Source organism: Phyllobacterium sp. GQ127, from assembly GCF_059758635.1.
Window position 1 is genome coordinate 342,657 of the sequence record NZ_JCAXDZ010000001.1, and the last position, 26,364, is coordinate 369,020.

General features: G+C 51.3%; 25 protein-coding genes and 4 tRNA genes. 21 read left to right on the plus strand and 8 right to left on the minus strand.

All coding sequences use genetic code 11. The features are described 5' to 3' along the window. Positions 1–83 precede the first annotated feature (83 nt). Entirely contained in the window at positions 84–3,518 is a 3,435-nt protein-coding gene (locus tag AC6CHM_RS01855) for a YhdP family protein (protein ID WP_498171797.1), read from the plus strand. A gap of 54 nt (positions 3,519–3,572) precedes the next feature. Here the strand turns inward: AC6CHM_RS01855 and tyrS are convergent, their stop codons facing one another. Together tyrS and AC6CHM_RS01865 are read right to left on the minus strand one after the other, a co-directional pair. Continuing rightward, entirely contained in the window at positions 3,573–4,826 is a 1,254-nt protein-coding gene (gene tyrS, locus AC6CHM_RS01860) for a tyrosine--tRNA ligase (RefSeq protein WP_498171798.1), read from the minus strand. A 109-nt stretch (positions 4,827–4,935) separates the two neighbouring features. Then, on the minus strand, positions 4,936–5,610 hold the full coding sequence (locus tag AC6CHM_RS01865) for an alpha/beta hydrolase (RefSeq protein ID WP_008120868.1): 675 nt from the start codon (positions 5,608–5,610) through the stop codon (positions 4,936–4,938). A gap of 205 nt (positions 5,611–5,815) precedes the next feature. On the opposite strand from AC6CHM_RS01865, the gene AC6CHM_RS01870 reads away from it, so the two are divergent. The 8 genes from AC6CHM_RS01870 to AC6CHM_RS01905 all read left to right on the plus strand — a co-directional run bounded on the left by AC6CHM_RS01870 (position 5,816) and on the right by AC6CHM_RS01905 (position 13,601). Next, complete coding sequence (locus AC6CHM_RS01870; protein ID WP_498171800.1) at positions 5,816–6,991, plus strand: cysteine desulfurase family protein; 1,176 nt, start codon at positions 5,816–5,818, stop codon at positions 6,989–6,991. 166 nt (positions 6,992–7,157) lie between these two features. Further along, complete coding sequence (gene sufB / locus AC6CHM_RS01875) at positions 7,158–8,687, plus strand: Fe-S cluster assembly protein SufB (RefSeq protein WP_115051647.1); 1,530 nt, start codon at positions 7,158–7,160, stop codon at positions 8,685–8,687. Continuing rightward, the gene (locus AC6CHM_RS01880) at positions 8,687–8,896 is read left to right on the plus strand and encodes a hypothetical protein (RefSeq protein ID WP_307284406.1); all 210 of its coding nucleotides are present in this window, start codon (positions 8,687–8,689) and stop codon (positions 8,894–8,896) included. Before sufB ends, AC6CHM_RS01880 begins: the two co-directional genes overlap by 1 nt. 72 nt (positions 8,897–8,968) lie before the next feature. Further along, positions 8,969–9,724 carry a Fe-S cluster assembly ATPase SufC gene (gene sufC, locus AC6CHM_RS01885; RefSeq protein ID WP_115051645.1) on the plus strand — a complete coding sequence of 252 codons (756 nt, stop codon included), beginning with the start codon at positions 8,969–8,971 and terminating at the stop codon, positions 9,722–9,724. Between the two features lie 2 nt (positions 9,725–9,726). Further along, positions 9,727–11,007, plus strand: a complete 1,281-nt coding sequence (gene sufD, locus AC6CHM_RS01890; RefSeq protein ID WP_498172632.1) for a Fe-S cluster assembly protein SufD — start codon at positions 9,727–9,729, stop codon at positions 11,005–11,007. Positions 11,008–11,045: 38 nt separating this feature from the next. Continuing rightward, positions 11,046–12,287: a cysteine desulfurase gene (locus tag AC6CHM_RS01895; protein ID WP_498172633.1), complete on the plus strand. Its 1,242-nt coding sequence runs from the start codon at positions 11,046–11,048 to the stop codon at positions 12,285–12,287. Continuing rightward, entirely contained in the window at positions 12,287–12,688 is a 402-nt protein-coding gene (locus AC6CHM_RS01900; RefSeq protein WP_370878865.1) for an SUF system Fe-S cluster assembly protein, read from the plus strand. Before AC6CHM_RS01895 ends, AC6CHM_RS01900 begins: the two co-directional genes overlap by 1 nt. 661 nt (positions 12,689–13,349) lie before the next feature. After that, on the plus strand, positions 13,350–13,601 hold the full coding sequence (locus tag AC6CHM_RS01905; protein ID WP_498171803.1) for a hypothetical protein: 252 nt from the start codon (positions 13,350–13,352) through the stop codon (positions 13,599–13,601). A 23-nt stretch (positions 13,602–13,624) separates the two neighbouring features. Here the strand turns inward: AC6CHM_RS01905 and AC6CHM_RS01910 are convergent, their stop codons facing one another. Continuing rightward, a complete protein-coding gene (locus tag AC6CHM_RS01910) occupies positions 13,625–14,203 on the minus strand; it encodes a hypothetical protein (protein WP_336441849.1) in 579 nt (192 codons plus the stop codon). Positions 14,204–14,328: 125 nt separating this feature from the next. On the opposite strand from AC6CHM_RS01910, the gene sufA reads away from it, so the two are divergent. Both sufA and AC6CHM_RS01920 read left to right on the plus strand, forming a co-directional pair. Further along, positions 14,329–14,703 (plus strand): Fe-S cluster assembly scaffold SufA, encoded by a 375-nt coding sequence (gene sufA / locus AC6CHM_RS01915; protein ID WP_115051640.1) that lies wholly within the window; start codon positions 14,329–14,331, stop codon positions 14,701–14,703. Between the two features lie 10 nt (positions 14,704–14,713). Further along, positions 14,714–15,034: a TfoX/Sxy family protein gene (locus tag AC6CHM_RS01920; RefSeq protein ID WP_115051639.1), complete on the plus strand. Its 321-nt coding sequence runs from the start codon at positions 14,714–14,716 to the stop codon at positions 15,032–15,034. Positions 15,035–15,036: 2 nt separating this feature from the next. Here AC6CHM_RS01920 and AC6CHM_RS01925 read toward each other — a convergent pair whose 3' ends face one another. The 4 genes from AC6CHM_RS01925 to AC6CHM_RS01940 all read right to left on the minus strand — a co-directional run bounded on the left by AC6CHM_RS01925 (position 15,037) and on the right by AC6CHM_RS01940 (position 18,227). Continuing rightward, entirely contained in the window at positions 15,037–15,444 is a 408-nt protein-coding gene (locus AC6CHM_RS01925; protein WP_498171806.1) for an NUDIX domain-containing protein, read from the minus strand. A gap of 2 nt (positions 15,445–15,446) precedes the next feature. Further along, a complete protein-coding gene (locus AC6CHM_RS01930) occupies positions 15,447–16,970 on the minus strand; it encodes a DEAD/DEAH box helicase (protein ID WP_307284428.1) in 1,524 nt (507 codons plus the stop codon). Between the two features lie 201 nt (positions 16,971–17,171). Further along, positions 17,172–17,978, minus strand: coding sequence for an NAD kinase (locus AC6CHM_RS01935; protein WP_354345041.1), 807 nt, complete (start codon positions 17,976–17,978; stop codon positions 17,172–17,174). Positions 17,979–18,151: 173 nt separating this feature from the next. Then, a tRNA-Thr gene (locus AC6CHM_RS01940) sits at positions 18,152–18,227 on the minus strand. A 265-nt stretch (positions 18,228–18,492) separates the two neighbouring features. Between AC6CHM_RS01940 and AC6CHM_RS01945 the strand changes: the two genes are divergently transcribed. Then, positions 18,493–20,145 carry an FAD-binding dehydrogenase gene (locus AC6CHM_RS01945; RefSeq protein ID WP_307284436.1) on the plus strand — a complete coding sequence of 551 codons (1,653 nt, stop codon included), beginning with the start codon at positions 18,493–18,495 and terminating at the stop codon, positions 20,143–20,145. A 30-nt stretch (positions 20,146–20,175) separates the two neighbouring features. Here the strand turns inward: AC6CHM_RS01945 and rlmB are convergent, their stop codons facing one another. After that, on the minus strand, positions 20,176–21,033 hold the full coding sequence (gene rlmB, locus AC6CHM_RS01950) for a 23S rRNA (guanosine(2251)-2'-O)-methyltransferase RlmB (protein WP_307284438.1): 858 nt from the start codon (positions 21,031–21,033) through the stop codon (positions 20,176–20,178). A 240-nt stretch (positions 21,034–21,273) separates the two neighbouring features. On the opposite strand from rlmB, the gene AC6CHM_RS01955 reads away from it, so the two are divergent. The 9 genes from AC6CHM_RS01955 (at position 21,274) to rplJ (ending at position 26,362) form a co-directional block, all read left to right on the plus strand. Then, positions 21,274–21,358: transfer RNA gene (locus tag AC6CHM_RS01955), tRNA-Tyr, on the plus strand. 79 nt (positions 21,359–21,437) lie between these two features. Continuing rightward, positions 21,438–21,511 (plus strand) — tRNA-Gly (locus AC6CHM_RS01960). 240 nt (positions 21,512–21,751) lie between these two features. Beyond that, entirely contained in the window at positions 21,752–22,927 is a 1,176-nt protein-coding gene (gene tuf / locus AC6CHM_RS01965; protein WP_115055874.1) for an elongation factor Tu, read from the plus strand. A 205-nt stretch (positions 22,928–23,132) separates the two neighbouring features. Beyond that, positions 23,133–23,208, plus strand: a tRNA-Trp gene (locus AC6CHM_RS01970). A 225-nt stretch (positions 23,209–23,433) separates the two neighbouring features. Then, complete coding sequence (gene secE / locus AC6CHM_RS01975) at positions 23,434–23,634, plus strand: preprotein translocase subunit SecE (protein ID WP_008121726.1); 201 nt, start codon at positions 23,434–23,436, stop codon at positions 23,632–23,634. 38 nt (positions 23,635–23,672) lie between these two features. Next, positions 23,673–24,203 (plus strand): transcription termination/antitermination protein NusG, encoded by a 531-nt coding sequence (gene nusG / locus AC6CHM_RS01980; RefSeq protein ID WP_008121728.1) that lies wholly within the window; start codon positions 23,673–23,675, stop codon positions 24,201–24,203. Between the two features lie 165 nt (positions 24,204–24,368). Then, positions 24,369–24,797, plus strand: a complete 429-nt coding sequence (gene rplK / locus AC6CHM_RS01985) for a 50S ribosomal protein L11 (RefSeq protein WP_115055815.1) — start codon at positions 24,369–24,371, stop codon at positions 24,795–24,797. A gap of 4 nt (positions 24,798–24,801) precedes the next feature. Further along, positions 24,802–25,500: a 50S ribosomal protein L1 gene (gene rplA, locus AC6CHM_RS01990; protein ID WP_115055813.1), complete on the plus strand. Its 699-nt coding sequence runs from the start codon at positions 24,802–24,804 to the stop codon at positions 25,498–25,500. A 343-nt stretch (positions 25,501–25,843) separates the two neighbouring features. Then, the gene (gene rplJ / locus AC6CHM_RS01995; protein WP_115055811.1) at positions 25,844–26,362 is read left to right on the plus strand and encodes a 50S ribosomal protein L10; all 519 of its coding nucleotides are present in this window, start codon (positions 25,844–25,846) and stop codon (positions 26,360–26,362) included. The last annotated feature ends 2 nt before the right edge of the window (positions 26,363–26,364 follow it).

Consider the following 26,364-nt stretch of genomic DNA (forward strand, 5'->3'; position numbering starts at 1 on the left):
GTGCAGTCTTCAATTACGCAACTATAGCGAGGTACGGGAATCATCTACGGTTTCCCAATTGATTCCTCAATTGGCTTGGGAATTTGACAGAGAAACCGGAAAAAGTCCGCTTTACAAAGCGTGATTTCACTAAGCTGCATAAGCACCCGTCTGCCAGCACTCAAGCTCAGGCGCCTGTTGCCACTTTGCGCCAGCGATCGCTTCTGCACAAGCTCACAAGTGCTTGTATTTCCTTTATTATTCTTTTTGCTGTGCTTGCTGGGATAGCATTTGCAGTGCTGCTTGCCGGTATAGGCGGAGAAGCGCTGACACAGCGTGCCGAACAAGCTCTGAAATCGGTCGCAGGTCCCGATGCGTATGCGACAATCCAGTCAGCGCAAATCTCACTTGATCAGCGCCGGCATGTGGCTTTGGAAGCTCGCAATGTCAATATTACCGATAACAAGCGCGGGATCGCGATCAGTAATGTGCGCGCGGTGCGTATTGGTCTGGCGACCTTGCCCTTGCTTCAGGGCAAGGTGCGCGTGCAACGTTTGGAGCTCGAAGGCGCTCAAATAAAGGTAACGTCACACGCGCCGTTCGATTTCATGAGCCTTGTTCCTAAGGATGAACGCGGACTTATTGATCTGGACGGAGCAGCGGCGGCGATTTTTACCGGTCTGGAAAGCGCAGTATCATTGCTTGATCAACGTGAGACGCGGGATATTTCCATCTTGGACACTGCGTTTGACTTCACTTTAGCCGGTGAATCAAAGCGCTTGCGCATAGTAAAGCTTGATCTGTCAGAGACCGGAGGCCCTGTGTCCATCGAGGGAATTGTCGAGTGGGAAGGCAAAGAGATTGAAGTATCTGCGCAGGCGAAGAGGTCAGCCACCGGTGGAAAAATCGAGGCTTTCTCACTGGCAATCAACAAGATCCCGCTGGCCGCAAAGCTCGGAACCGCGCCCGTCCCGGATATTGATGGGATCAAGCCGGACGGAGCTTACCTTTCTTACGACAATGTTTCCGATCTGAAGCTTGATGGTATCGCAGCAAATGCCACCGGGTCAGCAAGACTCTGGGGAACTGTCAATATTGGAGAAGGACCTGTCACTATAGGCAATGTTGATGACATGACCGTTGCCTCTGTCATTGCGTTTGAACACGTCTCCGGTTCGGATAAAATCGAGATAAAACCTTCGAGACTTCATTTTGGTGCTTTTGACGGCGTGCTCGAAGGAGCGATCGGACCAGAGCCAGCTAAAATAGACGGCAGTGCCGCCTCGAACCCCGGTTACCGGTTCGAGCTTGTAACAGAACGGGCCAAATCCGCGCCACAGGATTCGACCGAACAACCACTGATCTTCAATGCCAGGGTCGCTGGCCGATATGATCCCACAGTGAAACGGCTGGATGTTTCCGAAATTGCTGTTCGCAGTAATGATGAAAGCGAACTTTACGGACAGGCAGGAGCAACGTTCGGGCAGGGGTCGCCTGCCATGAATTTAAATTTGCGAATTCCCCAAATGCCCGTTTCGCAGGTTAAGCAATTATGGCCGATTTGGGCGGCTACCGGAGCACGGCGTTGGGTTCTCGACAACCTTTTCGGCGGCACAGCGAAAGATGGTCGTATTGATGTCGCATTCCAGGCAGGGCACTTTGACGGTCCTGGAAAACCTCCACCTTTAACCAAAGATGAGGTTCAGGTTGATTTTGCTGTTGAGCATTCGCGGTTTGATATTGTCGGCGACTTGCCGCCGGTGCGCGATGCCAATGGAAAGATTAGCGTGCGTGGTGCCTATACAACCATCACGCTTGAAAAGGGATCGTCCTTCACGCCGAATAATCGAGAGGCGCGGATCATTAATGGCAAGCTTATCATTCCGTGGGGTCCGCAAAGGCCAGTATTGTCAGAGCTTGATCTTAATCTGGAGGGGGATGCCTCTGCTGTTGCCGAAATTATTGGTTTCAAGCCAATAAATGGTTTGAAAAGTCTGCCTTTTGGTCCGGACGACATCAAAGGCAATGTGAAGTCACATGTATTGGTAACATTTCCAGTCACCAGGCATTCGCCGCCAGGTAGTCTTAAATGGTCCGCGGATATGCAACTGTCCGATATCTCGATCGGAAAGAAAATCGATGGCCAAAAGGTAGATAATGCCAATGGCAGCTTGTTTGTTACCCAGTCGGAAGCGCGTATAGATGCAGAGGCGGAGCTCAACAGTGTGCCAGCTGAAATCGAGCTTTTCGAGCCTTTGGGCGATAACACCGCCCAACGTGAACAGAAAGTTACGCTTAAGCTCGACGATAAAACCCGCAACACTCTTTTCCCGGCGCTCACCCCGCTTCTGTCTGGGCCAATTTCTGTAGATATTGAAAAAGCGCCTAATGGCTCAAAGCTCGCGGTGGCAGATTTGAGCAAGGCCGAGATCAGATTGGCGCAACTCGGCTGGACGAAGGGAGCTGGCGTCAAAGCGAGTGCAAAGTTTGCCATCAAACAGGACGGCGACAATGTGGAAATCAGCAATCTCGATGTGGCCGGAGACACATTCCGCCTCCGAGGTGATGTGAGCGTCGTCAATGGTGATCTGACAACTGCGGAATTCAGTACAGCTAAACTCAATCGCGGCGATGATGTTGCAGTTAAAGTTACGCGGACCCAGTATGGTTATCGTGTCGATGTGAAAGGCGATACATTCGACGCAAGACCTCTGCTCAATCAGATTACCGAGCGAAAACAGCGTGGCGAAAGCGCCAATGCGGGCGGTAAACAACGTATTCTGGTCAATGCAGACATAGGTTCTGTTACCGGATTTTATTCAGAAGATCTCAGCAACGTGTCGCTGTCTTATGAGGGGGTGGGGACCGCTGTTTCCGGCCTCGCGTTCAACGCATCGACGAAGGCCGGTCGAAAGATATTTGCGGCTGACAGCTCCGAAAGCGGTTCCCGCTCTATAAGTCTGCAGTCGAAGGATGCCGGTGCCGTGCTCCGTTTCTTTGGCTTTTACGACAAGATGCAGGGTGGCGATATCAATGTAACGCTGGATTCTAAAGGCGATGGGCCGTTGCGCGGTCAAATTGATGCGCGAAATTTCACGCTTGTCAACGAGCCAAGACTGGCAAGCCTTGTGTCGTCTTCTCCTAACGGAACAAGTCTCAATGAGGCAGTGAAAAAGAATATCGATGTTTCGACAGTTACATTCGAGCGCGGTTTCTCCCAAATCGAAAAGGGAGAAAACTATATTAACTTGGCAAACGGGGTTATCCGCGGCTCCACTATCGGAACGACTTTTCAAGGTGTATTAAGCGATCCCAGCGGAAATATGGCTCTCACGGGTACCTTCATGCCAGCCTATGGCCTTAATCGTATATTTGGCGACTTGCCCGTATTGGGTTTGTTTCTAGGGAATGGTCGTGATCGGGGCTTGATAGGCATCACCTACAAATTGGTGGGGCCTCTGAAGCAACCTCAGATCATCGTCAACCCGATTTCGGTAATTGCACCGGGTATTTTCCGCTCAATATTCGAGTTTCAATAGTTTTCCTCGAAGTTTGTGCGTGACTTTGAACACGCACAAACATCGGCATTTTACTTACGCTGGGCGAACCAGAATATGCTTCTTCTTGCCGAGCGATAATTTGATTACGCCATCAGTCGTCACTTCGGATGCTCCGACTTGGAGTTTTTCGTCTGAGACGCTCTCATCATTCACACGTACGGCACCGCCTTGAACATGGCGGCGCGCTTCACCGTTTGATGCTGCAAGGCCAGCTTTAACCAGAAGGGTGAGAATGCCCACTCCTGTTTCCAAGTCGCTGGCAGCGACTTCGACAGTCGGCAGATTGGTTGCCAGCGCACCTTCTTCGAAAGTTTTGCGAGCAGTCTCAGCCGCATCTTCGGCAGCTTGTCTGCCATGCAACAAAGCCGTAATTTCCGTTGCAAGAACTTTCTTGGTTTCGTTGATTTCCGCACCACCCAACGCCCCGAGCCGTTCAATTTCATCAAGTGGTAAGGTCGTGTAAAGCTTGAGAAAGCGGGTTACGTCGGCGTCTTCTGTGTTACGCCAATACTGCCAGAAATCGTATGGGGTAAGCAGGTCCGCGTTCAGCCAGATCGCACCATTCATCGATTTGCCCATTTTGGCACCTGAAGAAGTGGTCAACAAAGGTGAGGTCAAGGCATATAGCTGCGGCGTGCCAAGGCGATGACCCAGATCAATGCCATTGACAATATTTCCCCACTGATCTGAGCCGCCCATCTGTAGTCGAAGTCCATACCGCTTGTTAAGCTCGACAAAGTCATAGGCCTGCAAAATCATGTAGTTGAATTCGAGGAATGAAAGCGATTGTTCACGATCAAGCCGCTGTTTGACAGAGTCGAACGACAACATGCGGTTGACGGAAAAATGCTGACCCACATCACGCAGGAACTCAAGGTAATTGAGAGGCATCAGCCATTCGGCATTATTGACCATAAGGGCATCCTGCGGGCCGTCGCCAAAATTCAGGTAATTGGTAAAAACCTGTTTGATGCCGTTAATATTGTTTTGGATAATTTCAGGCGTCATCAGTTTGCGCGCTTCATCCTTAAACGAAGGGTCGCCAACCATACCTGTGCCACCACCCATCAGCGCGACAGGTCTGTGCCCCGTCTTCTGCATCCAATGCAGCATCATGATCTGAATCAAACCGCCCGCATGCAGGCTGGAAGCTGTAGGATCAAAGCCGATATAAGCCGATACAGTTTCCTTGGTGAACAGTGCATCCAGACCCGCATCATCGGAGGTCTGATGGATGAACCCACGCGTGGAAAGCGTATGCAAGAATTCGGATTTGAAGGCAGACATAGATTTATTCCTGATTAGATCGGCGCTGCGAAAGAAGCGCTACGAGGCGTCTGTGCTTTTTAGGCAATGTGTGACGCGCCCGAATTTTCAGGGCGCGTCATCTAGTGGCTTAACGTAGACGTTTAGGCTTGGCTTCGACCAATTCCCCATTGAGGCGACGGTCGAGATAGTCAGAGCATTCAGCAATAACTTCATCAGTCATGCCGGAAAAGAAGTGGTTTGCTCCAACCATCGTTTTCTGAGTGATGGTTATGCCTTTTTGCGTCTTCAGCTTGTCAACCAGCCCTTGTACATCCTTGGGTGGTGCGACCTTGTCCTGATCGCCATGGAGAATCAGACCGGATGAGGGGCAGGGCGCCAGGAACGAGAAGTCATAGGTATTGGGTTGCGGCGCAACGGAGATAAAACCTTCGATTTCAGGACGGCGCATAAGTAACTGCATGCCAATCCAGGCGCCGAAAGAATAACCCGCAACCCAGCATGTTTTTGAGTCCGGATGTAGGGATTGCACCCAATCAAGCGCTCCTGCAGCGTCAGACAGTTCGCCAGAACCATGATCGAATTCACCTTGGCTGCGCCCAATGCCACGAAAGTTAAACCGCAGTGTCGTAAAACCGCGCTGCTGAAACATGTAGAAAAGATCATAGACGATCTTATTATTCATCGTGCCGCCAAACTGCGGATGCGGATGCAGGATGATGGCTATAGGAGCATTTTTTTCCATAGAAGGCTGATAGCGGCCCTCAAGGCGTCCCGCAGGTCCATTGAAAATTACTTCAGGCATGTATACTCCAGTCTTCGCCAACGGGTGCTTCTTGACCAGCCGGGCTTGACGGCAATCAATAGCGCCCATAAAACCAGTTTAGAACCGTTCAAAACTGGTGTAGAAACTATATCGAAGCGGCTTAATAGGCTGGTCTGAGGTGCAATTTCAAGAAAATTGCGCTTTAAGACTACATTGATCGCAAAAGAACAGGATTTGACCGCGTATGGCCCGCAACCGCGCCTATTTCGACTACAATGCTAGCGCCCCGCTGATAACAGCCGCGCGCGATGCAATTGTCGATGCGCTGGCATTGCCGGGTAACCCTTCATCGGTACATATGGAGGGCCGTGCCGCTAAAGCAACTCTGCAAGCTGCCCGACGCGACGTGGCAGGACTCGTAAACGCCAAACCTGATCATGTATTCTTTACATCGGGGGCAACCGAGGCAGCTTCAACCCTTCTAACACCGCAATATTTGATGGGACGTGCAGAAATGCGCCTGTCCAAATTATATGTCAGTGCAAGCGAGCATCCTTGCATACTTGCTGGTGGTCGGTTTGCAGCGGAACGGATTGAAATTATCCCCGTTGACGGCAGTGGTTTGTTGAATTGTGATCGGTTGCGGGAACTGTTGGCACTTCATGATCGCAACGAAGGCTTGCCGTTAGTGGCCGTACAAGCAGCCAATAATGAAACCGGTGTTTTGCAACCAATTGCAGAAATCGGCGCTCTGGTAAAGCAGTTCGGCGGTGTATTTGTCGTGGATGCCGTCCAGGCTGCTGGTCGAATTGCATTAGATATTACAACGAGTTCCGTGGATTACTTCATTTTTTCAGCGCACAAGATTGGTGGTCCTAAAGGAATTGGGGCAATTATCGCTGTGTCAGACTTGATCATGCCCAAGCCGCTTATACGTGGTGGAGGGCAAGAAAAAGGGCATCGTGCCGGAACTGAAGCCTTGACGTTGATTGTTGGCTTTGCAGCTGCTGCGCGAATTGCGCGCGAGCGCCTTGAGCAGGGCGGTTGGCCCGTTTTACAGCGGGATAAGATTGAGCGTGGTATTCGTGTCATTGCTCCAAATGCAATAATCTACGGTTCGGATGTAGAACGGCTCCCGAATACGACCTTCTTTTCCTTGCCACACGCCAAAGCAGAAACGGTGCAAATAGCTTTTGATCTGGCAGGGATCGCATTATCTGCGGGCTCTGCGTGCTCATCCGGTAAAGTTGGCCCTAGTCACGTTCTGGCAGCCATGGGGCATGGCGACGGTACCGGAGGGATTCGTGTGTCTACCGCGCCGGACACGGATGATGATGACATCGAATTATTTCTCGACGCGCTGAAGAAAATCGTTATTCGAAGCGACCGTTCGGGAACCGCCGCTGCTGATGCAGCATAAAAATTTCAATTATTGACGTTTTTCGTCGATAGTTGCAAAAAATCCGGTAAATGCCGGTGTTAAATCGTGCGAATGCACATTACATAAAGGCAAATATTCAAGACGACATACTGCCTTGACGTTTGCAACTGCGGGACCTTGAACCCCGCGAGGATGGAGAACGCCAATGCCTGCAGTGCAGGAAACCATTGATCGGGTCCGTACGCTTGACGTGGACCAATATAAGTATGGCTTTGAAACGCTTATCGAAATGGATAAAGCGCCAAAGGGCCTGAACGCCGACATTATCCGGTTCATCTCAGCCAAGAAAAATGAGCCAGAATGGATGCTGGAATGGCGCCTTAAAGCCTATGAGCGTTGGTTGACGATGGAAGAGCCCACATGGGCCCGGGTCAACTATCCCAAGATCGATTTTCAGGACATGGTTTACTACGCCGGTCCGAAGAATCAGACAGGCCCCACCTCGCTTGCTGAAGTCGACCCGGAGCTTCTGCGTACCTATGAAAAATTAGGTATTCCGCTGAAGGAGCAGGAAATCCTAGCCGGTGTCCGCAAGGTCGGTGAACCAAGCCCAAGCGATGAAGACGAAGAAGCCAGTGACAACGTTTATAAATCAGGCCGCGTTGCAGTTGATGCCGTGTTCGACAGCGTCTCCGTTGTAACGACATTTAAGGCCGAGCTGGCAAAAGCGGGTGTCATCTTCTGTTCCATTTCCGAAGCCATTCGCGAGCATCCGGAACTGGTGAAGAAGTATCTTGCCACGGTCGTTCCAGTCTCGGATAATTTTTATGCGACGCTGAACTCGGCAGTCTTCACGGATGGTTCGTTTGTCTATGTACCCAAGGGTGTGCGTTGCCCGATGGAACTTTCCACTTATTTCCGTATTAACGAGCGCGATACAGGCCAGTTCGAACGTACATTGATCATCGCCGAGGAAGGTGCATACGTGTCCTATTTGGAAGGATGTACCGCACCGCAACGTGACGAAAACCAGTTGCATGCCGCAGTTGTCGAACTGATTGCACTGGACGATGCCGAGATCAAATACTCAACCGTCCAGAATTGGTTTCCGGGCGATGCGGAAGGCAAGGGTGGCATTTACAACTTCGTCACCAAGCGTGGTGATTGCCGCGGTGTCAATTCCAAGATTTCCTGGACGCAGGTTGAGACGGGCTCAGCGATCACTTGGAAATATCCGTCAGTTATTCTACGCGGTGATAATTCTCGCGGCGAATTCTATTCGATTGCGGTTTCCAATGGCCATCAGCAGATCGATAGCGGCACCAAGATGTTGCATCTTGGTAAAAACACATCAAGCCGCATCATCTCTAAAGGCATTTCCGCAGGTAAGTCTAACAATACCTATCGCGGTCAAGTTTCCGCCCATCGCAAGGCTGAAAACGCGCGTAACTTTACCCAGTGTGACTCGCTGCTGATCGGCAATGATTGCGGTGCGCATACGGTGCCATATATCGAAGCGAAAAATGCGACCGCTCAGTTCGAGCATGAAGCCACAACGTCGAAAATTTCCGAAGATGCGTTGTTCTACGTGATGCAACGCGGCATTCCCGAGGAAGAGGCGATTGCCTTGATCGTTAATGGTTTTGTCAAGGAAGTCATTCAGGAATTGCCGATGGAGTTCGCCGTTGAGGCTCAAAAACTGATCGGTATCAGTCTCGAGGGGAGCGTCGGCTAATGGCTGTAACCGTCACGAAGGAAGAACTGGATCGGCTACGCAAGCGCTATAAAGAGCTTGGCGATGTCATCGATGAACTGACCGATACGCTTGGTCGGGCTTCCACCGCGACGGAACGTGTCCTCGAACCGGAATTGATGAGAGCTCGCAAGGAGCTTGTTTCGGTGGTCGAGCGCCTCAAAAGCTTAAGTGGCGAAAGTTCGTCATAGCTCGGCGCCGACTACCATAAAATTTAACTGGGATCACGAGTGTGGATCCACGGAATATCAAAGGGTACTAAAATGCTGGAAATCAGAAATCTCCATGCGAAGATCGCAGACACAGATACCGAAATCATTCGCGGTCTTAATTTGACGGTGAAGGCTGGTGAAGTTGCGGCCATCATGGGACCGAACGGGTCGGGTAAGTCAACTTTGTCCTATATTCTTGCTGGCCGTGACGATTATGAAGTTACTGAAGGCGATATTCTTTATAATGGCGAGTCCATTCTGGAACTTGATCCAGCCGAGCGTGCCGCAAAAGGCATCTTTCTGGCATTCCAGTATCCGATGGAAATACCTGGCGTAGCAACGATGGAATTCCTGAAAGTTGCTCTGAACTCGCAGCGCAAGGCGCGCGGTGAAGAGCCTTTGAAGATTCCTGAATTCATTTCACGTGTTAAAACAGCAGCTGGATCGCTCGACATGGATCTGGCAATGCTCAAGCGTCCCCTGAATGTTGGTTTTTCGGGCGGTGAGAAAAAGCGTGCTGAAATCCTGCAGATGAAACTGTTGGAGCCAAAGCTTTGCGTGCTCGATGAAACAGACTCTGGGCTTGACATTGATGCTCTAAAGATCGTGTCCGACGGCGTGAATGCACTGCGCTCGCCTGATCGGGCCGTGATAGTTATTACCCACTATCAGCGTCTGCTCGACTATATCGTGCCAGATAGCGTGCACGTGCTTTACAAAGGCCAGGTCATCAAGTCTGGCGACAAGAATCTTGCACTTCATCTCGAAGAGAATGGCTACGCCGATATCATCGGTGAGGCCGCTTGAGGATTGATGTCATGAATGTTCACACAGGGCGTCAGCCCACTGCAGCGGAATCGGCTTTGGTCGACGCTTTTGTTGATCGCATGGGTGAGTTGCCTGGCGATGCCGAGGTTGTTAGTGCTCGCGATAACGCAATTGAGGCTTTGAAGACGCAAGGATTGCCATCAAGGCGCGTCGAAGCTTGGCATTATACCGATCTTCGCACTTTGTTACGCGGCATACCTGACTATGATTCATCCGCCGGTAGCGCGGCCCTACCTTCGGTTATCGCAGGATCATTAGTAGCAACCGTCTCAAACGGTACTGCGTTGAACGCCCCGAAGATTGATTCTGTCACGTTCACGAAGTTCAGCGAGTTACTCGCCAATGGTTCCGCGATACGGCATCTGGCTATTCGGGATGGCGATGACGCTATTGGTCAGATCAACGCAGCTTATGTCACTGACGGTTGGAACATCATTGTTGACGATGGCGTGGAACTCGAAGCGCCATTAGAGATACAAAATGCGCAGCTTCGCGGGCAGGGCCATGTTCGTTTTCCGGTTCAATTCGGAAAAGGCGTCAAGGCTACAGTCATAGAGCGCCAAACCGGCGGCGATGGCGAAGGATTTTCGACAAGCGTCAGTAATTTGACTGTTGCTGATGATGCGGAAGTAAACTGGATCATTTTGCGTGAACAGGGTGCCAATGCAACGCAGTTGGCGCAATTAACGGCGACGCTTGGCACCAATTCAAAGCTCACACTCTATGTTGTTAATGCAGGTGGTAAGCTCGTACGCCAGGAAGTGCATGTGCTGGTAAAAGGCGAAGGCTCTGATTTCCAGTTGCGCGGCGTAAACCTCCTTGCTGGCGATACGCACACCGACGTTACTATGACGCTGGGTCATTTGGTTGAAAATACGACTTCGGTGCAGGTTGTTCGCAACGTTGTTACGGATCGTGCTCGCGGTGTGTTTCAGGGTCAGATTAAGGTGAACAGGATCGCCCAGAAGACCGATGCACGCATGGCGTGCAATACCCTTCTATTATCCGATGATGGCGAGTTCGATGCAAAGCCTGAACTTGAAATCTTCGCTGATGATGTCGCTTGCGGTCATGGTGCAACTGTCACTGAAATCGATGGTAATCATCTGTTCTATCTAAAAGCGCGCGGAATACCTGAAAATGAAGCGCGTGGACTTTTGATCAAAGCTTTCGTTGCTGAGATTATTGAAGAACTTGAAAGCGAAGCATTGGTAGAAGCGCTTGAAGCAATTCTCGACAAATGGCTGAGCGCGCATATCTGATCGATAACGCGACAATCCCAAGGACAAGTGCAGCGATCATGGATACGAAGATCATCAATAGCGGCTATGATGTAGACGCGATCCGTAGGGATTTTCCGATCCTATCGCGTGAAGTCTATGGCAAGCCACTCGTCTATCTTGACAATGGCGCTTCGGCACAAAAACCGCGGGCCGTTATCGACACGATCTCACAGACCTACTCCAATGAATATTCTAACGTGCATCGGGGGCTGCATTTTCTCTCTAACGCTACCACCGACGCATATGAAAAAGCACGGGAAAGTGTCCGGCGTTTTATAAATGCCGCATCGGTTGACGAGATCATCTTCACGAAGTCAGCCACTGAAGCCATCAACACAGTGTCTTATGGTTACGGTATGCCAAATATCGGCGAGGGCGACGAGATCGTTCTGTCGATAATGGAGCATCATTCGAATATTGTTCCTTGGCATTTCATTCGTGAACGGCAAGGCGCCAAACTTGTGTGGGTACCGGTCGATGAACAGGGCGCGTTTCACATCGAAGAATTTGAGAGGCGTCTGACGGATCGTACCAAGCTGGTCGCTATTACGCATATGTCGAATGTGCTGGGAACCGTAACGCCGATCAAAGATATTGTGCGTATCGCCCACGCGCGAGGCATTCCGGTTCTTGTCGACGGTAGTCAGGGCGCCGTGCATTTACCGGTCGACGTCCAGGAGCTCGGTTGCGATTGGTATATTTTCACAGGCCATAAGATTTATGGTCCGTCCGGTATCGGCGTGCTTTACGGCCGCAAACAGATACTCGAATCGATGCGACCGTTTCAGGGCGGAGGCGAAATGATTGAGGAGGTGACTGAGGATTATGTCACCTATAATCATCCGCCGCATCGTTTTGAGGCCGGTACGCCACCGATAGCGCAGGCGATCGGGCTTGGCGCGGCAATTGAATATGTCGAGAAAATTGGACGCCATGCCATTTTGGCACATGAAGAAGATCTGCGCGACTATGCCCACCAACGGCTGCGCGAGATCAATTCACTGCGTATTTTTGGCGATGCCAAAGACAAAGGTGCCATTATCTCATTTGAGCTTCAGGGCATTCACGCACACGATGTGTCGATGGTTATTGACCGTGCCGGTGTGGCTGTCCGTGCGGGAACGCATTGCGCACAGCCGCTCTTGAAACGCTTCGGCGTAACCTCCACATGCCGTGCATCGTTTGCAATGTACAATACCAGAGACGAGATCGATGTTCTCGCCGATGCGCTTGAAAAAGCGCGAAAGTTTTTTGGGTGATGATCATGACCGATAAAGTCGAAACAGAAAATGTGGCCCTCGAAGCCGCGCCGATAGTCGACTCGGAACCAGTCTCTGCCATCCCTGCCGACGAATTGGCGCGCATGACAGATGATGTTATTGGCGCGTTAAAAACTGTCTATGATCCGGAAATTCCCGCCGATATTTATGAACTCGGCCTCGTCTATAAGATTGATATCGAAGATGATCGTTCGGTGAAAATTGAGATGACGCTTACCGCGCCGGGCTGCCCCGTTGCCGGTGAAATGCCGGGCTGGGTGCAGGATGCAGTCAGCGCCGTAGAGGGCGTTAGTTTTGTCGACGTAACGATGACGTTCGATCCACCATGGACGCCAGACCGGATGTCTGAAGAAGCCCAAGTCGCCGTTGGTTGGTATTAATAAGCAGTCTTTATTTTTCAACGAGTTAGACTAAAGTCTGGCTGGAATCAGCTTATTCTTTTCGATACATTACATTATTCCCGGAACAGAAATTTTCGTTCTGATTTATCCATTTTTGCTGCTTATTTTACAGTGGAATAAGAATGTTTGATGGTGTGTCTGTGGCTCGGATCCTTTTGGTCTCCGTTAGCCTCTCATTCATAATAAAAGCGTGTTGGCACAGCCACAAATTATCTGAGATATTAAATGCGGCAGATATTGCGGGCCTGTCAGACGGGCGCTGCACGTTGACCCTTTTGGCCGACGTGGCAAAGGAGCGGAAAAAACTGTTGCGCGAGACGTTGGTTTCAATAGGTTTAGCTAGCACGGCTGTCATTACAGCAACAATATTATACTGTTATTTCGATTGATGGGCGCGATTATACCGCACCAATGGTCCCGATCTGTGGCACTCGCTCCTGTAAATTTCTAAACTTTCAACGAATTCATAAATCGTTTTAATGAGTCGCGTGCAGGGTATTAGACTATAGGCGTACGACTAAGGTACGGATTGTTACTGCAATTATTCCATTCTATTGCAACCAGCAGATGAGAGCGAATGTCATGCAAGGACATTTCTTTTTTAAAAGCTGCACTGTTTGTGGTTGTTGGAGCGATAGTGATGACCAGTTATGTAACCTTAGCGAATATCAATTTTTTGATCACAATTTTCTTCGGTTGCTTCGTGCTGCAAGCGCTGTGGTATCGCCGAACTCCCGCTAGAAATGGCTGGGTCGGTGCTTCGGGCGCTCATGGCATCCAGCGTTTGATCATGGTGCATAGTAGCCGTGCAACGATGAAGGACAGAAAAAATCGCACCATCGACTTGCTTAGTATCGCTGCGATCATCGGAGCGGTAATCTGCTTCATCTAATCCACGAAAAAGAGTGCCGGAATTCAAGGGGCTTCACAACCTTCCGGCACACTTTCTTCCATGCTTTTTTCGGACTTTTGCAGCGTGCCGTCTATCAATGAAAGCGGCACGAATGGAACGCCCTGTATGGCGGGGTTCGCAAGCTTTAGTCGATAGCAACCGTAAAAGACTTTGATTGAGCCATCTTTCTCTTCGGATTTTACCGCAATGGGTTGGCTCCAATAGGCTGATCCTGCAGCACCTTCGCCTTCCACCTTTCCAAACTGAACCGTCACCGATTTGGTATTTTCATATCCAGCCTGAAACTGTGGAAATGGCTGGGGAGGGCTTTCAGGTAAGTAATAGCTGTACGCTCTCGCATATTCTTGTCGATTGATAGCATTGTAGTAGGATTTGATAAGAGTTTCCGGCGTGCTTCGATTATCCAGGTATTCGGGGGGCGTCTGAGTTGGACTCAGTGCCGTTTCGATTTTGGAAGGTGTGTCAGACACCGCAGGTGTTTCGCTGCTTGAGGCAGGTGCTTTTGGTTCCTGTGCAATAACTGGAGCCGTGTGGAGAGCCAGCATTGCAATGCCGATAAGGACACAATAACGATTTTTCATGGTCATTGCCTTCCGTTTGTCTGTTTTCGAGCCCATGCCTATTGTGAACACTTGCAGTGACGTCCGTGTAACACTAATTATAGTGGCAGGTGATTGTTGCACCGTCTGAACAAGAAAGCTGATAAATGGGTCGTTTTTCTGTCATAACATTGACTGACGCTGCTGCGAGCCGCGTCGACGAAATTACATCGTCGCGTGAAGATGCGCTGGGTATCCGCGTCGGAATCAAGAAGGGCGGTTGTGCAGGTATGGAATATACAATCGATCTCGTCACTGAGGCCAAGCCGGGCGATGACGTTATCGAGAAAAATGGCTCCAAGGTCTTTGTTGCGCCTGAAGCAGTGCTTTACTTGCTTGGCACCGAAATGGACTTCGAAATTACCAAACTGCGCACTGGTTTTGTATTCAATAACCCAAATCAAACGTCAGCTTGCGGCTGCGGCGAATCGGTTGAATTGACACCGGCTCGCCCCGAAGCTTTGACGCCTGCCATTTCTTGATAGTCGTCACGTGGATAATGATGCGATCCACGATTTGTTTGCGGGATTGGGCGGCGTTAGCATCCGGCGGATGTTTGGTGGTAAGGGCATCTATTTCGAGGGGGTAATTATCGCCCTTGAACTTTCAACCGGAAATGTCCTTCTTAAAGCCGATGAGGTATCAATTCCGGAATTTGAAGCAGCAGGCTGTGAGCAATGGACCTATACAGGTAAGTCCAAGCAGGTAAAAATGCCCTACTGGTCCGTTCCGGAGGAGGCTTTTGATGACCCGGATATCATGACCGAATGGGCCAAGCGGGCTTATGAAGCCGCTCTGCGCGTGGCCAAGTAGTCTCAGATCAAGCCGCGCTGCTCGAGAAAGCCGAGAGCATGCCTTGTGGGCAAGGTCAATAAATTTGGCAATTGTTGAAACGGGAACCAGCCTACTCCCGCATGCTTTTCGGGTTCCAGCAATTGCACTTCACCTGAAAAATTTTCAGCAAGAAACAACACTCCCAGCCAGTGTTGCTGTTCATCATGAAATAGCTGTTCGCTGATGCCGAGCAAACTCATGGTTTTGGCGTAAAGCCCGGTTTCTTCGAGTGCTTCGCGATGCACAGCCTGTTCGGCGGTTTCAAGAAAATCTACTTTACCGCCTGGTATGCCCCAACAACCTATTTCCGGGCTCTTCTTACGCTGCAGAAGAAGAATATGCCCCTCTTTCAGAAATACGATGCCGCACCCAACGCCCGGACTATTCATGCTCAGATTTTAGTATCAATCAGCATAAACGCAGGAATTTCGTCGCCAAAGCCAATGGGGGCTGTCCCCATATCATCACGGTCTCTGCGATGGTCGCGGCGTGGTTCCGGCCGTTGCTCGGGCCGAGCTGCAGCGGGGCGAGCGCGACGTTGTTCATTCTCAGTTTTAATCGCAACCTTGTTGGGCTTATCAGCTGTACGAATAACAGGCTGATCGTCCAAAGGCTCGACTTCAATGTCTTTTGCCTTCTCAGCAGCCGCTATGATGTCAATTTCGGACTGTGGGCGCTCGCGCTCACGACCTTCATTGCGGCGACGCTTTGGTGCTGGCTTGTCACGGCCACCGCGTCCACGACGAGGGGCCTCATCCGGCTCGTTCGATACGGGCAGTGTCGACAGATCACCATCGTACCAGACGATATCTTCGCCGATCAGTTTTTCTATGGATGCCAGATATTTGACGTCTGCTTGTGTTACGAGCGTAAACGCCTTTCCGGAGCGTCCTGCGCGTCCCGTGCGTCCAATACGATGAACATAATCCTCGGAATGAATTGGTACATCGAAATTGAACACGTGACTCACATCGGGTATATCGAGCCCGCGCGCGGCGACATCGGATGCAACAAGTATTTTAAGCTTGTTATCCTTGAAATTCGCCAACATTGTCGTGCGTGCACGTTGATCCATATCACCGTGGAGTGCGCCAGCGTCGAACTCATGTTTAACGAGCGAGCGGAAGAGCTCCGATACATCTTTCTTGCGGTTGCAGAAGATGATTGCGTTTTTAAGTCCATCGGCTTCAGCGCGGATAAGATCGCGCAATATTGCCCGTTTCTCCCAATCCTTCTTGCCGGACTTTACTAGCTTCTGTTCAACCGTCTTTGCAGTCGTTGCAGCCTTCGCCACTTCGATGCGTACTGGCGAGTGCAAAAACTGTTCCGTCAGCTTGGTGATCTCAGGTGGCATGGTAGCCGAGAAAAACAGTGTCTGCCGTGTGAAGGGAATGAGTTTACAAATGCGCTCAATATCCGGGATAAAGCCCATGTCGAGCATCCGGTCAGCTTCATCGATCACGAGAATGTCTACTGCGCTCAGCAGCAGTTTACCGCGCTCGAAATGATCAAGCAAACGGCCTGGCGTAGCGATCAGTACGTCTGCGCCACGTTCAAGCTTGCGCAATTGGTCGTCGAAAGAAACGCCGCCGATGAGCAACGCAACATTCAAGCGGTGGTTTTTTCCATATTTAACAAAATTTTCCTCGACCTGCGCTGCGAGTTCGCGCGTAGGTTCGAGAATGAGCGTGCGGGGCATGCGGGCTCGGGCGCGCCCCTGCTCGAGCAGTGTCAGCATAGGCAATACAAATGAAGCGGTTTTGCCGGTTCCCGTCTGGGCAATGCCGAGGACATCCTTGCGTTGCAGCGCATGTGGAATTGCGCCTGCCTGGATGGGGGTCGGGATCGTATATCCTGCTGCTTCTACAGCATCGAGCACTTTCGGTGAAAGGCCCAGATCAGCAAAGGTGGTCAATGGAGATTTAACTTTCTATCTGCAGTCGGTACCATACATGCCTGTTAGTGGCGTAAAGCTGCATTTGCCAGAAGCATCTGACGCTTGATTGCATAACGTTTGCTGTAATTGCGTTACGGCGCATACCAGCAAAAGTCAACTCTTTGGTATGGTCACATTTAAGCGTTTGTTACAATTGTCCGTCATTTTATTCTAATGTTGTCAATAAAGGAACTGTTCCTTTAGAATTCGTTCGTTCCACGAATGGTTTTTATCAAAGAGAATGGTAGCTCGCAGCTGGGAAGCTTCTTCAATGGTGACCGATAAAACCGACTTTACTTCCGTATGATCTGCAACGGCGTTGACAGGTCGTTTCTCCGGCTCAAGAATATCGAAACGCACAGTCACCTTATTGGGCAGGAGCGCACCACGCCAGCGCCGCGGCCGGAAAGCCGAGACAGGTGTAAGCGCAAGAAGGCGTGCATCAAGCGGCAGGATGGGCCCTTGGGCTGAAAGATTGTAAGCCGTCGAACCTGCAGGCGTGGCAACCATGACACCATCGCAAATGAGTTCTTCCAGCCGGATTTGATCGTCAACGCTGATGCGGATTTTCGCTGCCTGGTATGATTGGCGAAGCAAGGAGATTTCATTGAGGGCGAAGGCCGTGACAGTGCCTTCCTCCACCGATTCCGCTACCATCTTCAGTGGCCGGATCGTCTCGGATTGCGCAGCCTCAATTCGATCCTTCAGGCCAACGCTGCTGAACTCGTTCATTAGAAAGCCAACGGATCCGCGGTTCATGCCATAGATCATTTTTCCTTGGTTCATGTAGTGCTGCAATGTCTGCAGCATGAAACCGTCACCACCGAGCGCAACGATCACATCAGCATCGCGAGGGTCGGACTGACCGTAGAATTTGATGAGTTCTTGAGCAGCTTCATCCGAATCCGGCGTGCCGGAGGAAAGAAAAGCAAATGTTTCAATTTTCCGGTTCATGACTGCCTGCGAAATGTAAAGGAATAAGGATATATCGCCTAGCACGCTGGGCGTGATCTGGCAAAACGCGAAAGTGATATTGGTAAAGAAACAACGCCGCTGCAGCGCTTGGACAACTAGCCGGCGAAAAGATCTGGAGCGTGCATCATGCGTGAAGCAGGTAAAGAATTACCAGCGTACTCGCGTGCAAATATTAAAGGAAAAGGTGGTGCCCCCAGAGAGACTCGAACTCCCGACCCTCTGATTACAAATCAGATGCTCTACCAACTGAGCTATAAGGGCAGCGGCGTTCGATTAGCACAAAGCTCCGAAGTGTAAAACGGAAAATGTGGTTTATACGAAATAATTTTACGAAAAGCTCGAAAACCGGGCCGATATTGTCTTTCAGGGTTAGTCGAATAGGGCAGTCTGGCCAAGCATGTCTCGATATCATCGGAAGCGCGCGTAAGCGCCACGATAATCAGGCGCTCGAAGAATCGACGTGCGTAATAACGTTGACGTAAAGGTTATCTGTAGTTCAATGTTGCTGAAGGGGGAGATCTCAGAGATGACATATGATGCTGATGCTATTGTGATTGGAGCGGGGCTGGCGGGGTTGGTAGCTGCCACGGAACTGACCGATGCGGGCAAGCGGGTAATCATTGTTGATCAGGAACCCGAGCAGACATTGGGCGGACAGGCGTGGCGCTCTTTTGGTGGATTGTTTTTTGTAAATAGTCCCGAACAACGTCGACTGCGAATTAAAGATTCTTACGAGTTGGCATTGCAGGATTGGATGGGATCTGCGGGCTTTGATCGCGAGGAGGACCATTGGCCGCGAAAATGGGCTGAGGCCTATGTCGATTTTGCTGCCGGCGAAAAACGTTCATGGCTGCATGCGCAAGGGATGCGCTGGTTTCCTATCGTCGGTTGGGCGGAACGGGGCGGTTCATTGGCGACGGGCCACGGAAATTCTGTGCCACGCTTTCATATTACGTGGGGAACGGGGTTGGGCGTAGTCGAGCCCTTTGTCCGGCGGGCCCGTGAGGCTGAACAAAAAGGACTTTTAAGTTTCCGATTTCGCCACAGGGTCACGTCGCTCGGCACGAATGGCGGCATTGTGGACAGCGTGGAGGGTGAGGTGCTTGAGCCTAGCAATGTCAAGCGCAGTGAGCCCAGTTCACGTGTGGTTGCCAGCTCGTTCATTTTAAGGGCGCAGGTAATTGTTGTTTGCAGTGGAGGCATGGGAGCCAATCACGATCTTGTGCGCAAAAATTGGCCAAAACGCTTGGGTGAAGCTCCTAAACGCCTCATCAGCGGGGTGCCGGATCATGTTGATGGATTGATGCTGGGCATAAGCGAACAAAGCGGCGCGCATCTAATCAACTGCGATCGCATGTGGCACTATGTCGAAGGCGTGCACAATTGGAACCCGATTTGGTCTAGGCATGCTATCCGTATTTTGCCGGGGCCATCATCCTTATGGTTTGATGCCAATGGAAATCGCTTGCCTGCACCATGCTTGCCGGGCTTCGACACATTGGCCACACTCAGTCACATCATGAAAACGGGATATGATTATTCCTGGTTCATACTCAACGAGACCATTGTGAAAAAAGAATTCACGCTATCAGGCTCAGAACAAAACCCTGATTTCACCAGCAAGAGTTGGCGGCAGGTATTGAAGCGAGCCACCGGTGGCATTCCCTCACCTGTTAAAGCGTTTCTCGATAAGGGCGAAGATTTCATCGTTGAAAATAATCTGACTGATCTGGTGCGGCGAATGAACGCTCTGAGCGGGGATAATTTGATTGATGAGCAAAAACTTCACGCACAAATTGCCGCACGCGATCGCGAAGTCGAGAACACCTACACGAAGGACGCACAAATCACGGCGATAAGGGGCGCGCGCAATTATATCGGCGACAAGCTCGTTCGCGTCGTGCCTCCCCACAAGATACTGGACCCAAAACATGGGCGCCTGATAGCGGTGAGACTCAATATTCTGACGCGCAAGTCATTGGGCGGCATAGAGACTGATCTGAATGCACGTGTTCTGAAACAAGGCGGCGAGCCGCTACCGGGAGTTTACGCGGCGGGCGAGGCGGCTGGCTTTGGCGGTGGAGGAGTTCACGGATATAACTCGCTTGAAGGAACTTTTCTTGGCGGTTGCATATTTTCCGGCCGTATTGCTGGTCGGGCAGCCGCCAAGGTTGTTTAGATCACGCCAATACCGTGGTGGGCAGTTCCTTCATCGCGTCAGATAGCGTTGGGCTGCATAAAGTGAGATTGCAGCCGCGTTGGACACATTCAATGATTTGATAGCGCCGGGCATATCAAGACGGGCGAGGTGGGTAACTGTCTCGCGCGTCTTCTGACGTAAGCCTTTGCCTTCTGCGCCGAGGACCAAGGCAATGCGTCCTGGCTTCATCGTTTTTTCGAGTTCGAGCGGCCCTTCCGAATCAAGCCCAATTGTTGTGAAGCCGAGCTCGTGTAATTCACTGATCGCATCAGCAAGATTGCGAACTTCTATATGGGGAATAAGTTCAAGCGCGCCAGAAGCGGCTTTTGCAAGGACGCCTGATTCTTGTGGGCTGTGCCTTGCCGTTGTGATGATAGCTCCAGCGCCGAAGGCCACTGCGGACCGCATGATTGCGCCGACATTGTGTGGATCAGTAACCTGATCAAGAATCAGCAGGAGATCGCTTTCTTGAAGCACTTTCAAAGATTGGGCTTTTAAAGGCTTTGCTTCGATCATCACGCCTTGATGCACGGCATCAGAGCCGGTTTCCTTATCGATTGCGCGGGGCTCAACAATTTCAACGTCGAATCCCAGGGCGTCTGGATCAGCGATTTCCAGTCGATCGAGAGCATTCTTCGTGACCAGCATGCGTTTGATCTGGCGGGCAGGGTTATCCAGTGCTGCGCGGACCGTATGCAAACCATAGAGCCGGACAAGCCCTTCCGGTGCTTGTGTGCCGGCGACTTGAGGACGCGAAGCTCGTTCAGCCTGTTGCGGTGTACCGCCAGCCTTCTGATCGCGGTACTGGCGGCGCAATGTCGCGTAATGGGAATCTTTTTGCGTATGTGTGGGTTTTTGTGTCGTCATAACGCGACCATATACGCTTTCACTTCGTTCAGCGATACGACTATTCGTTGAATTTATTGGCTTCGGTCGGTTGAACCGCATAATTTGTCAGGCAATTTCCACAACTCATTCATTTTCTGCCAGTAAGTGTTGACACCACGTGACCTAGTCGGCATAAGGCCCTCCGCAAGCAGCAGCCTGATGAACTGTCCGGCGGGTGTTTGCGAAGTGCCAAATGGCGCGGTTCCATCGGCAGTGACCGGAGGAGTGCCCGAGTGGTTAAAGGGGACGGACTGTAAATCCGTTAGCTTGGCTTACGTTGGTTCGAATCCAACCTCCTCCACCACTGCCGGAACCGCCCGCCTGGCGCATAATCCCAAGACGAATTGGTCTTGGTGGAGATTATGTGCCAATTTGAGTGTTGTGCGGGTATAGCTCAGTGGTAGAGCAGCAGCCTTCCAAGCTGAATATGCGGGTTCGATTCCCGCTACCCGCTCCAGTTTCGACAGAGAGCACCGCGTACACGCGAGAGCGCGTATGGTGCTCTTCGATTTTGTCTTGAGCTTGTACGCCGCTCATGTGTCCCCATATGAACGAGCATATCCCAAGACAAACCCAACCCGGATCGGTCGTGTTTGGCCGGGCGGGTGACTGTGCTGACGGACGGCTCGCTGTCTCGTCTGACTACAAACATGGTACCGGCCTCTAGACCGGTTGTGATGACGAGAGAACGACGATTATGGCTAAGAGCAAGTTTGAACGTAATAAGCCGCACGTAAACATCGGCACGATTGGTCACGTTGACCATGGCAAGACGTCGTTGACGGCAGCGATTACGAAGTATTTTGGTGAGTACAAGGCGTATGACCAGATCGACGCTGCACCGGAAGAGAAGGCACGCGGCATCACCATTTCGACGGCACACGTTGAGTATGAGACGCCTGCGCGTCACTATGCACACGTTGATTGCCCTGGCCACGCCGACTATGTGAAGAACATGATCACCGGCGCTGCGCAGATGGATGGCGCTATTCTGGTTGTGTCTGCCGCTGACGGCCCGATGCCACAGACCCGCGAGCACATTCTGCTTGCCCGTCAGGTTGGCGTTCCAGCGATCGTCGTGTTCCTGAACAAGGTTGATCAGGTTGACGATGCTGAATTGCTCGAACTGGTTGAGCTTGAAGTTCGTGAGCTTCTTTCCAAGTATGATTTCCCGGGCGACGATGTACCGATCGTCAAGGGTTCGGCTTTGGCTGCGCTTGAAGACAGCAACAAGGAAATCGGCGAAGACGCAGTTCGCGCGCTGATGGCTGAAGTTGACAAGTACATTCCAACACCAGAACGTCCGATTGACCAGCCATTCCTGATGCCGATCGAAGACGTGTTCTCGATCTCGGGTCGTGGTACGGTTGTGACTGGCCGCGTTGAACGCGGTATCGTCAAGGTTGGTGAAGAAGTTGAAATCATCGGCATCAAGCCGACGACAAAGACAACAGTTACCGGCGTTGAAATGTTCCGCAAGCTGCTCGATCAGGGCCAGGCAGGCGACAACATCGGTGCACTGGTTCGCGGTGTTGGCCGTGAAGACGTTGAGCGCGGTCAGATCCTTGCCAAGCCAGGTTCGGTCAAGCCGCACACGAAGTTCAAGGCAGAAGCCTATATTCTGACGAAGGACGAAGGTGGCCGTCATACGCCATTCTTCTCCAACTACCGTCCACAGTTCTACTTCCGCACGACTGACGTGACGGGTGTAGTGACTTTGCCGGAAGGTACGGAAATGGTCATGCCTGGCGACAATATCTCGGTTGATGTGACGCTGATCGTGCCAATCGCCATGGAAGAGAAGCTCCGCTTCGCTATCCGTGAAGGTGGCCGCACCGTCGGTGCTGGCATCGTCGCTTCTATCATTGAGTAAGACTGTCGCCTGACAGTTCGAATCGGGAAGGGCGGTCCATTGGATCGCCCTTTTTGTTTGCAAAGAATTTGGTTTCGAATCGAAAATAGGCGCAGCCAGGCGCAATTGTTGGCAAGCTAAACAGATAATTTTTCAGCAAGGCGCAAGAAGTCGCGTATTGGCCCTTGAAAAGGCCACGGCTTTGTGGAATGTACGCCCCGAAGATAGGGGAGTAGCTCAGTTGGTAGAGCGGCGGTCTCCAAAACCGTAGGTCGCAGGTTCGAATCCTGTCTCCCCTGCCATCTATATAGTCTGCTGGGTACACGATTGGATGGTGTAACTGCAGATGTTGAGAAGGAATTGACTCCGGGGCCTTGTGTTTTACCGGAATCGGTTCTATGTAACGTCAACAGACACGCGGTGCGTGGAGCTGAATAATCAGCTTTACGGGCCGTAATGGTGTGAACAGTCGGCATTTAAATATTAATGCAGTGTGTTTGCAGCGAAATGACACGCACGAGCGGTAAATGGCATCCAAAACGAATCCAATAACTTTTTTTCAGCAAGTGCGCGCTGAAACCGCAAAGGTCACATGGCCTTCGCGTCGCGAAACGCTCATTTCCACTGCGATGGTGATGATAATGGCGTTCTTTGCTGCGATCTTTTTTTTCGCAGCTGATCAGTTGATGGCATACGGGATTGATCTCATTCTCGGTCTTGGTCGTTAACGCAGGCTGACAAGAAAATCGGGATTGGGAATTCAACAATGACCGCGCGCTGGTATATCGTTCACGCCTATTCGAATTTTGAGAAGAAGGTCGCCGAGTCGATCGAAGAAAAGGCGCGACAGAAGGGTCTGTCGCATCTTTTTGAAAAGATCCTTGTTCCGACCGAAAAAGTGGTTGAAGTGCGCCGTGGCCGTAAGGTTGATGCTGAGCGTAAATTCTTCCCGGGCTATGTCATGGTTCGTGCTGATTTGACGGATGATGCATATCATTTGATCAAGAACACGCCGAAGGTAACCGGTTTTTTGGGTTCGGATAATAAGCCGATCGCAATTTCCGACAAGGAAGCAGAGCGCATCCTGACCCAAGTTCAGGAGGGTGTTGAGCGTCCTAAGGCATCGATCTCGTTTGAGATTGGTGAAAGCGTTCGTGTTGCTGATGGACCCTTTGCGTCGTTCAACGGTACGGTACAGGAAGTTGATGAGGAGCGTTCGCGCCTCAAGGTCGAGGTTTCGATCTTTGGTCGTGCAACCCCTGTCGATCTGGAATTTGGTCAGGTGGAAAAAGTCTGACCATAAGGGCGGCTCTCGAAGTTGTCCTGTCACTCCGGTGACGAAGAGGTGGGAGGCGAGAAACCTTAGCCGGGTTTTAAACCGAACCACCAAACTGCAACCGCTGGTTTTCCAGCATAATGTAAAGGTGCCGGTTTATCCGGCATAACCATAAGGCAGAGTACAATGGCTAAGAAAATAGCAGGCCAGCTCAAGCTGCAGGTTTCGGCAGGATCGGCAACGCCATCCCCGCCAATCGGACCGGCACTTGGTCAGCGCGGCATCAACATCATGGAATTCTGCAAGGCCTTCAATGCGGCTACGCAGGAAATGGAAAAGGGCTCGCCCGTTCCAGTCGTGATCACATATTATCAGGACAAGTCCTTCACTTTTGCAATGAAGACCGCTCCGGTTTCCTACTTCCTCAAGAAGGCTGCAAATCTGAAGTCCGGTTCCAAAGAACCAGGTAAGGTAGTTGCCGGTAAGGTTACGCGCGAGAAAGTCCGCGAAATCGCTGAAGCGAAGATGAAAGACCTGAACGCAGCAGATGTTGAATCTGCAATGCGCATGGTCGAAGGTTCTGCCCGTTCGATGGGCCTGGAAGTGGTGGGCTGATCCGATGGCAAAAGTAGCAAAGCGCGTAGCGAAGGTTCGTGAAGGCATTGACCGCAACAAGCTCTATGATCTGACTTCGGCAATTGCCATGGTCAAGGAGCGTGCAGTCGCCAAGTTCGACGAAACTATCGAAGTTGCAATGAATCTCGGCGTTGATCCTCGTCATGCGGACCAGATGGTTCGTGGTGTTGTCAATCTGCCAAACGGCACTGGCCGTACCGTTCGTGTTGCCGTGTTTGCACGCGGTGCCAAGGCTGATGAAGCCACGGCTGCCGGCGCAGATATCGTTGGTGCAGAAGATTTGTTCGAGATCGTCAATGGCGGCAAGATCGATTTCGATCGCTGCATTGCAACACCGGACATGATGCCGCTCGTTGGCCGTCTCGGTAAGGTTCTAGGACCTCGCGGCATGATGCCAAACCCAAAGGTTGGCACGGTTACGACTGACGTTACAGCTGCAGTTAAGGCTTCGAAGGGCGGCGCTGTTGAGTTCCGCGTTGAGAAGGCCGGTATTATTCACGCTGGCGTCGGTAAGGCTTCTTTTGATGCCAAGGCGCTTGAAGAGAATATCAAGGCTTTCGCTGATGCGGTAACCAAGGCCAAGCCTGCTGGTTCCAAGGGCGAATATGTCAAGCGCGTCGCGATTTCCTCGACAATGGGCGCTGGCGTAAAGATCGACCCGGCAACAGTACGCATTGCGTAACTGTTGATTGAGTTTTCAAGCTTAACTGCTTGATTGAAAAGAATTCCAGGCCTTTCGGGGCCTGGATAACCGGATGAAAATCCGGTTATCCTGTCCGAGATTGCGGGTGGTTCGCCTTAATTCGTAAGAACCTGCATGAGACGTGGAAAAACTTTGATTTGAGGGCTTTGCCCAAAGAACAAGGTTCGAACCGTAGTTGCCTTTCGCTTGCAGCCAATCCGGCGAAGCAGGGGGGACAGGATCCTCAACTGTTGTTTGGTTTCAGTTTTCGGACTGAAGGCTTGCAACAAAAGGCAACCCGGCAGGAATGCAATATCGCATTACTGTCAAATGGAGAGAGACAGTGGAAAAAGCGGAAAAGCGCGAATTTGTCACTTGGCTGAATGGGGTCTTCAAGGATTCCGGTTCAGTTGTCGTGGCCCACTATACCGGTCTCACCGTTGCGCAGCTGAGCGATCTTCGCTCCAAGATGCGTGATGCTGGTGGCACTGTTAAAGTCGCGAAGAACCGCCTTGCCAAGATCGCTCTTCAAGGCACGGAATCGGAAGGCATTTCTGATCTATTCGTAGGTCAGACACTTGTTGCCTATTCCAATGATCCGATTACGGCACCAAAGATCGCCATTGAATTTGCCAAGGGCAACGAAAAGCTCGTTATCCTCGGTGGCTCAATGGGAGCAACAACTCTTGATGCAGATGGCGTGAAGGCTCTGGCCGCACTTCCATCACTCGACGAGTTGCGCGCAAAGCTGGTTGGTATGATCCAGACACCAGCTTCTCGCATCGCTCAGGTCGTAAACGCACCGGCAGCTCAGCTTGCCCGCGTTTTTGGCGCCTATGCCCGGAAGGACGAAGCGGCATAAGG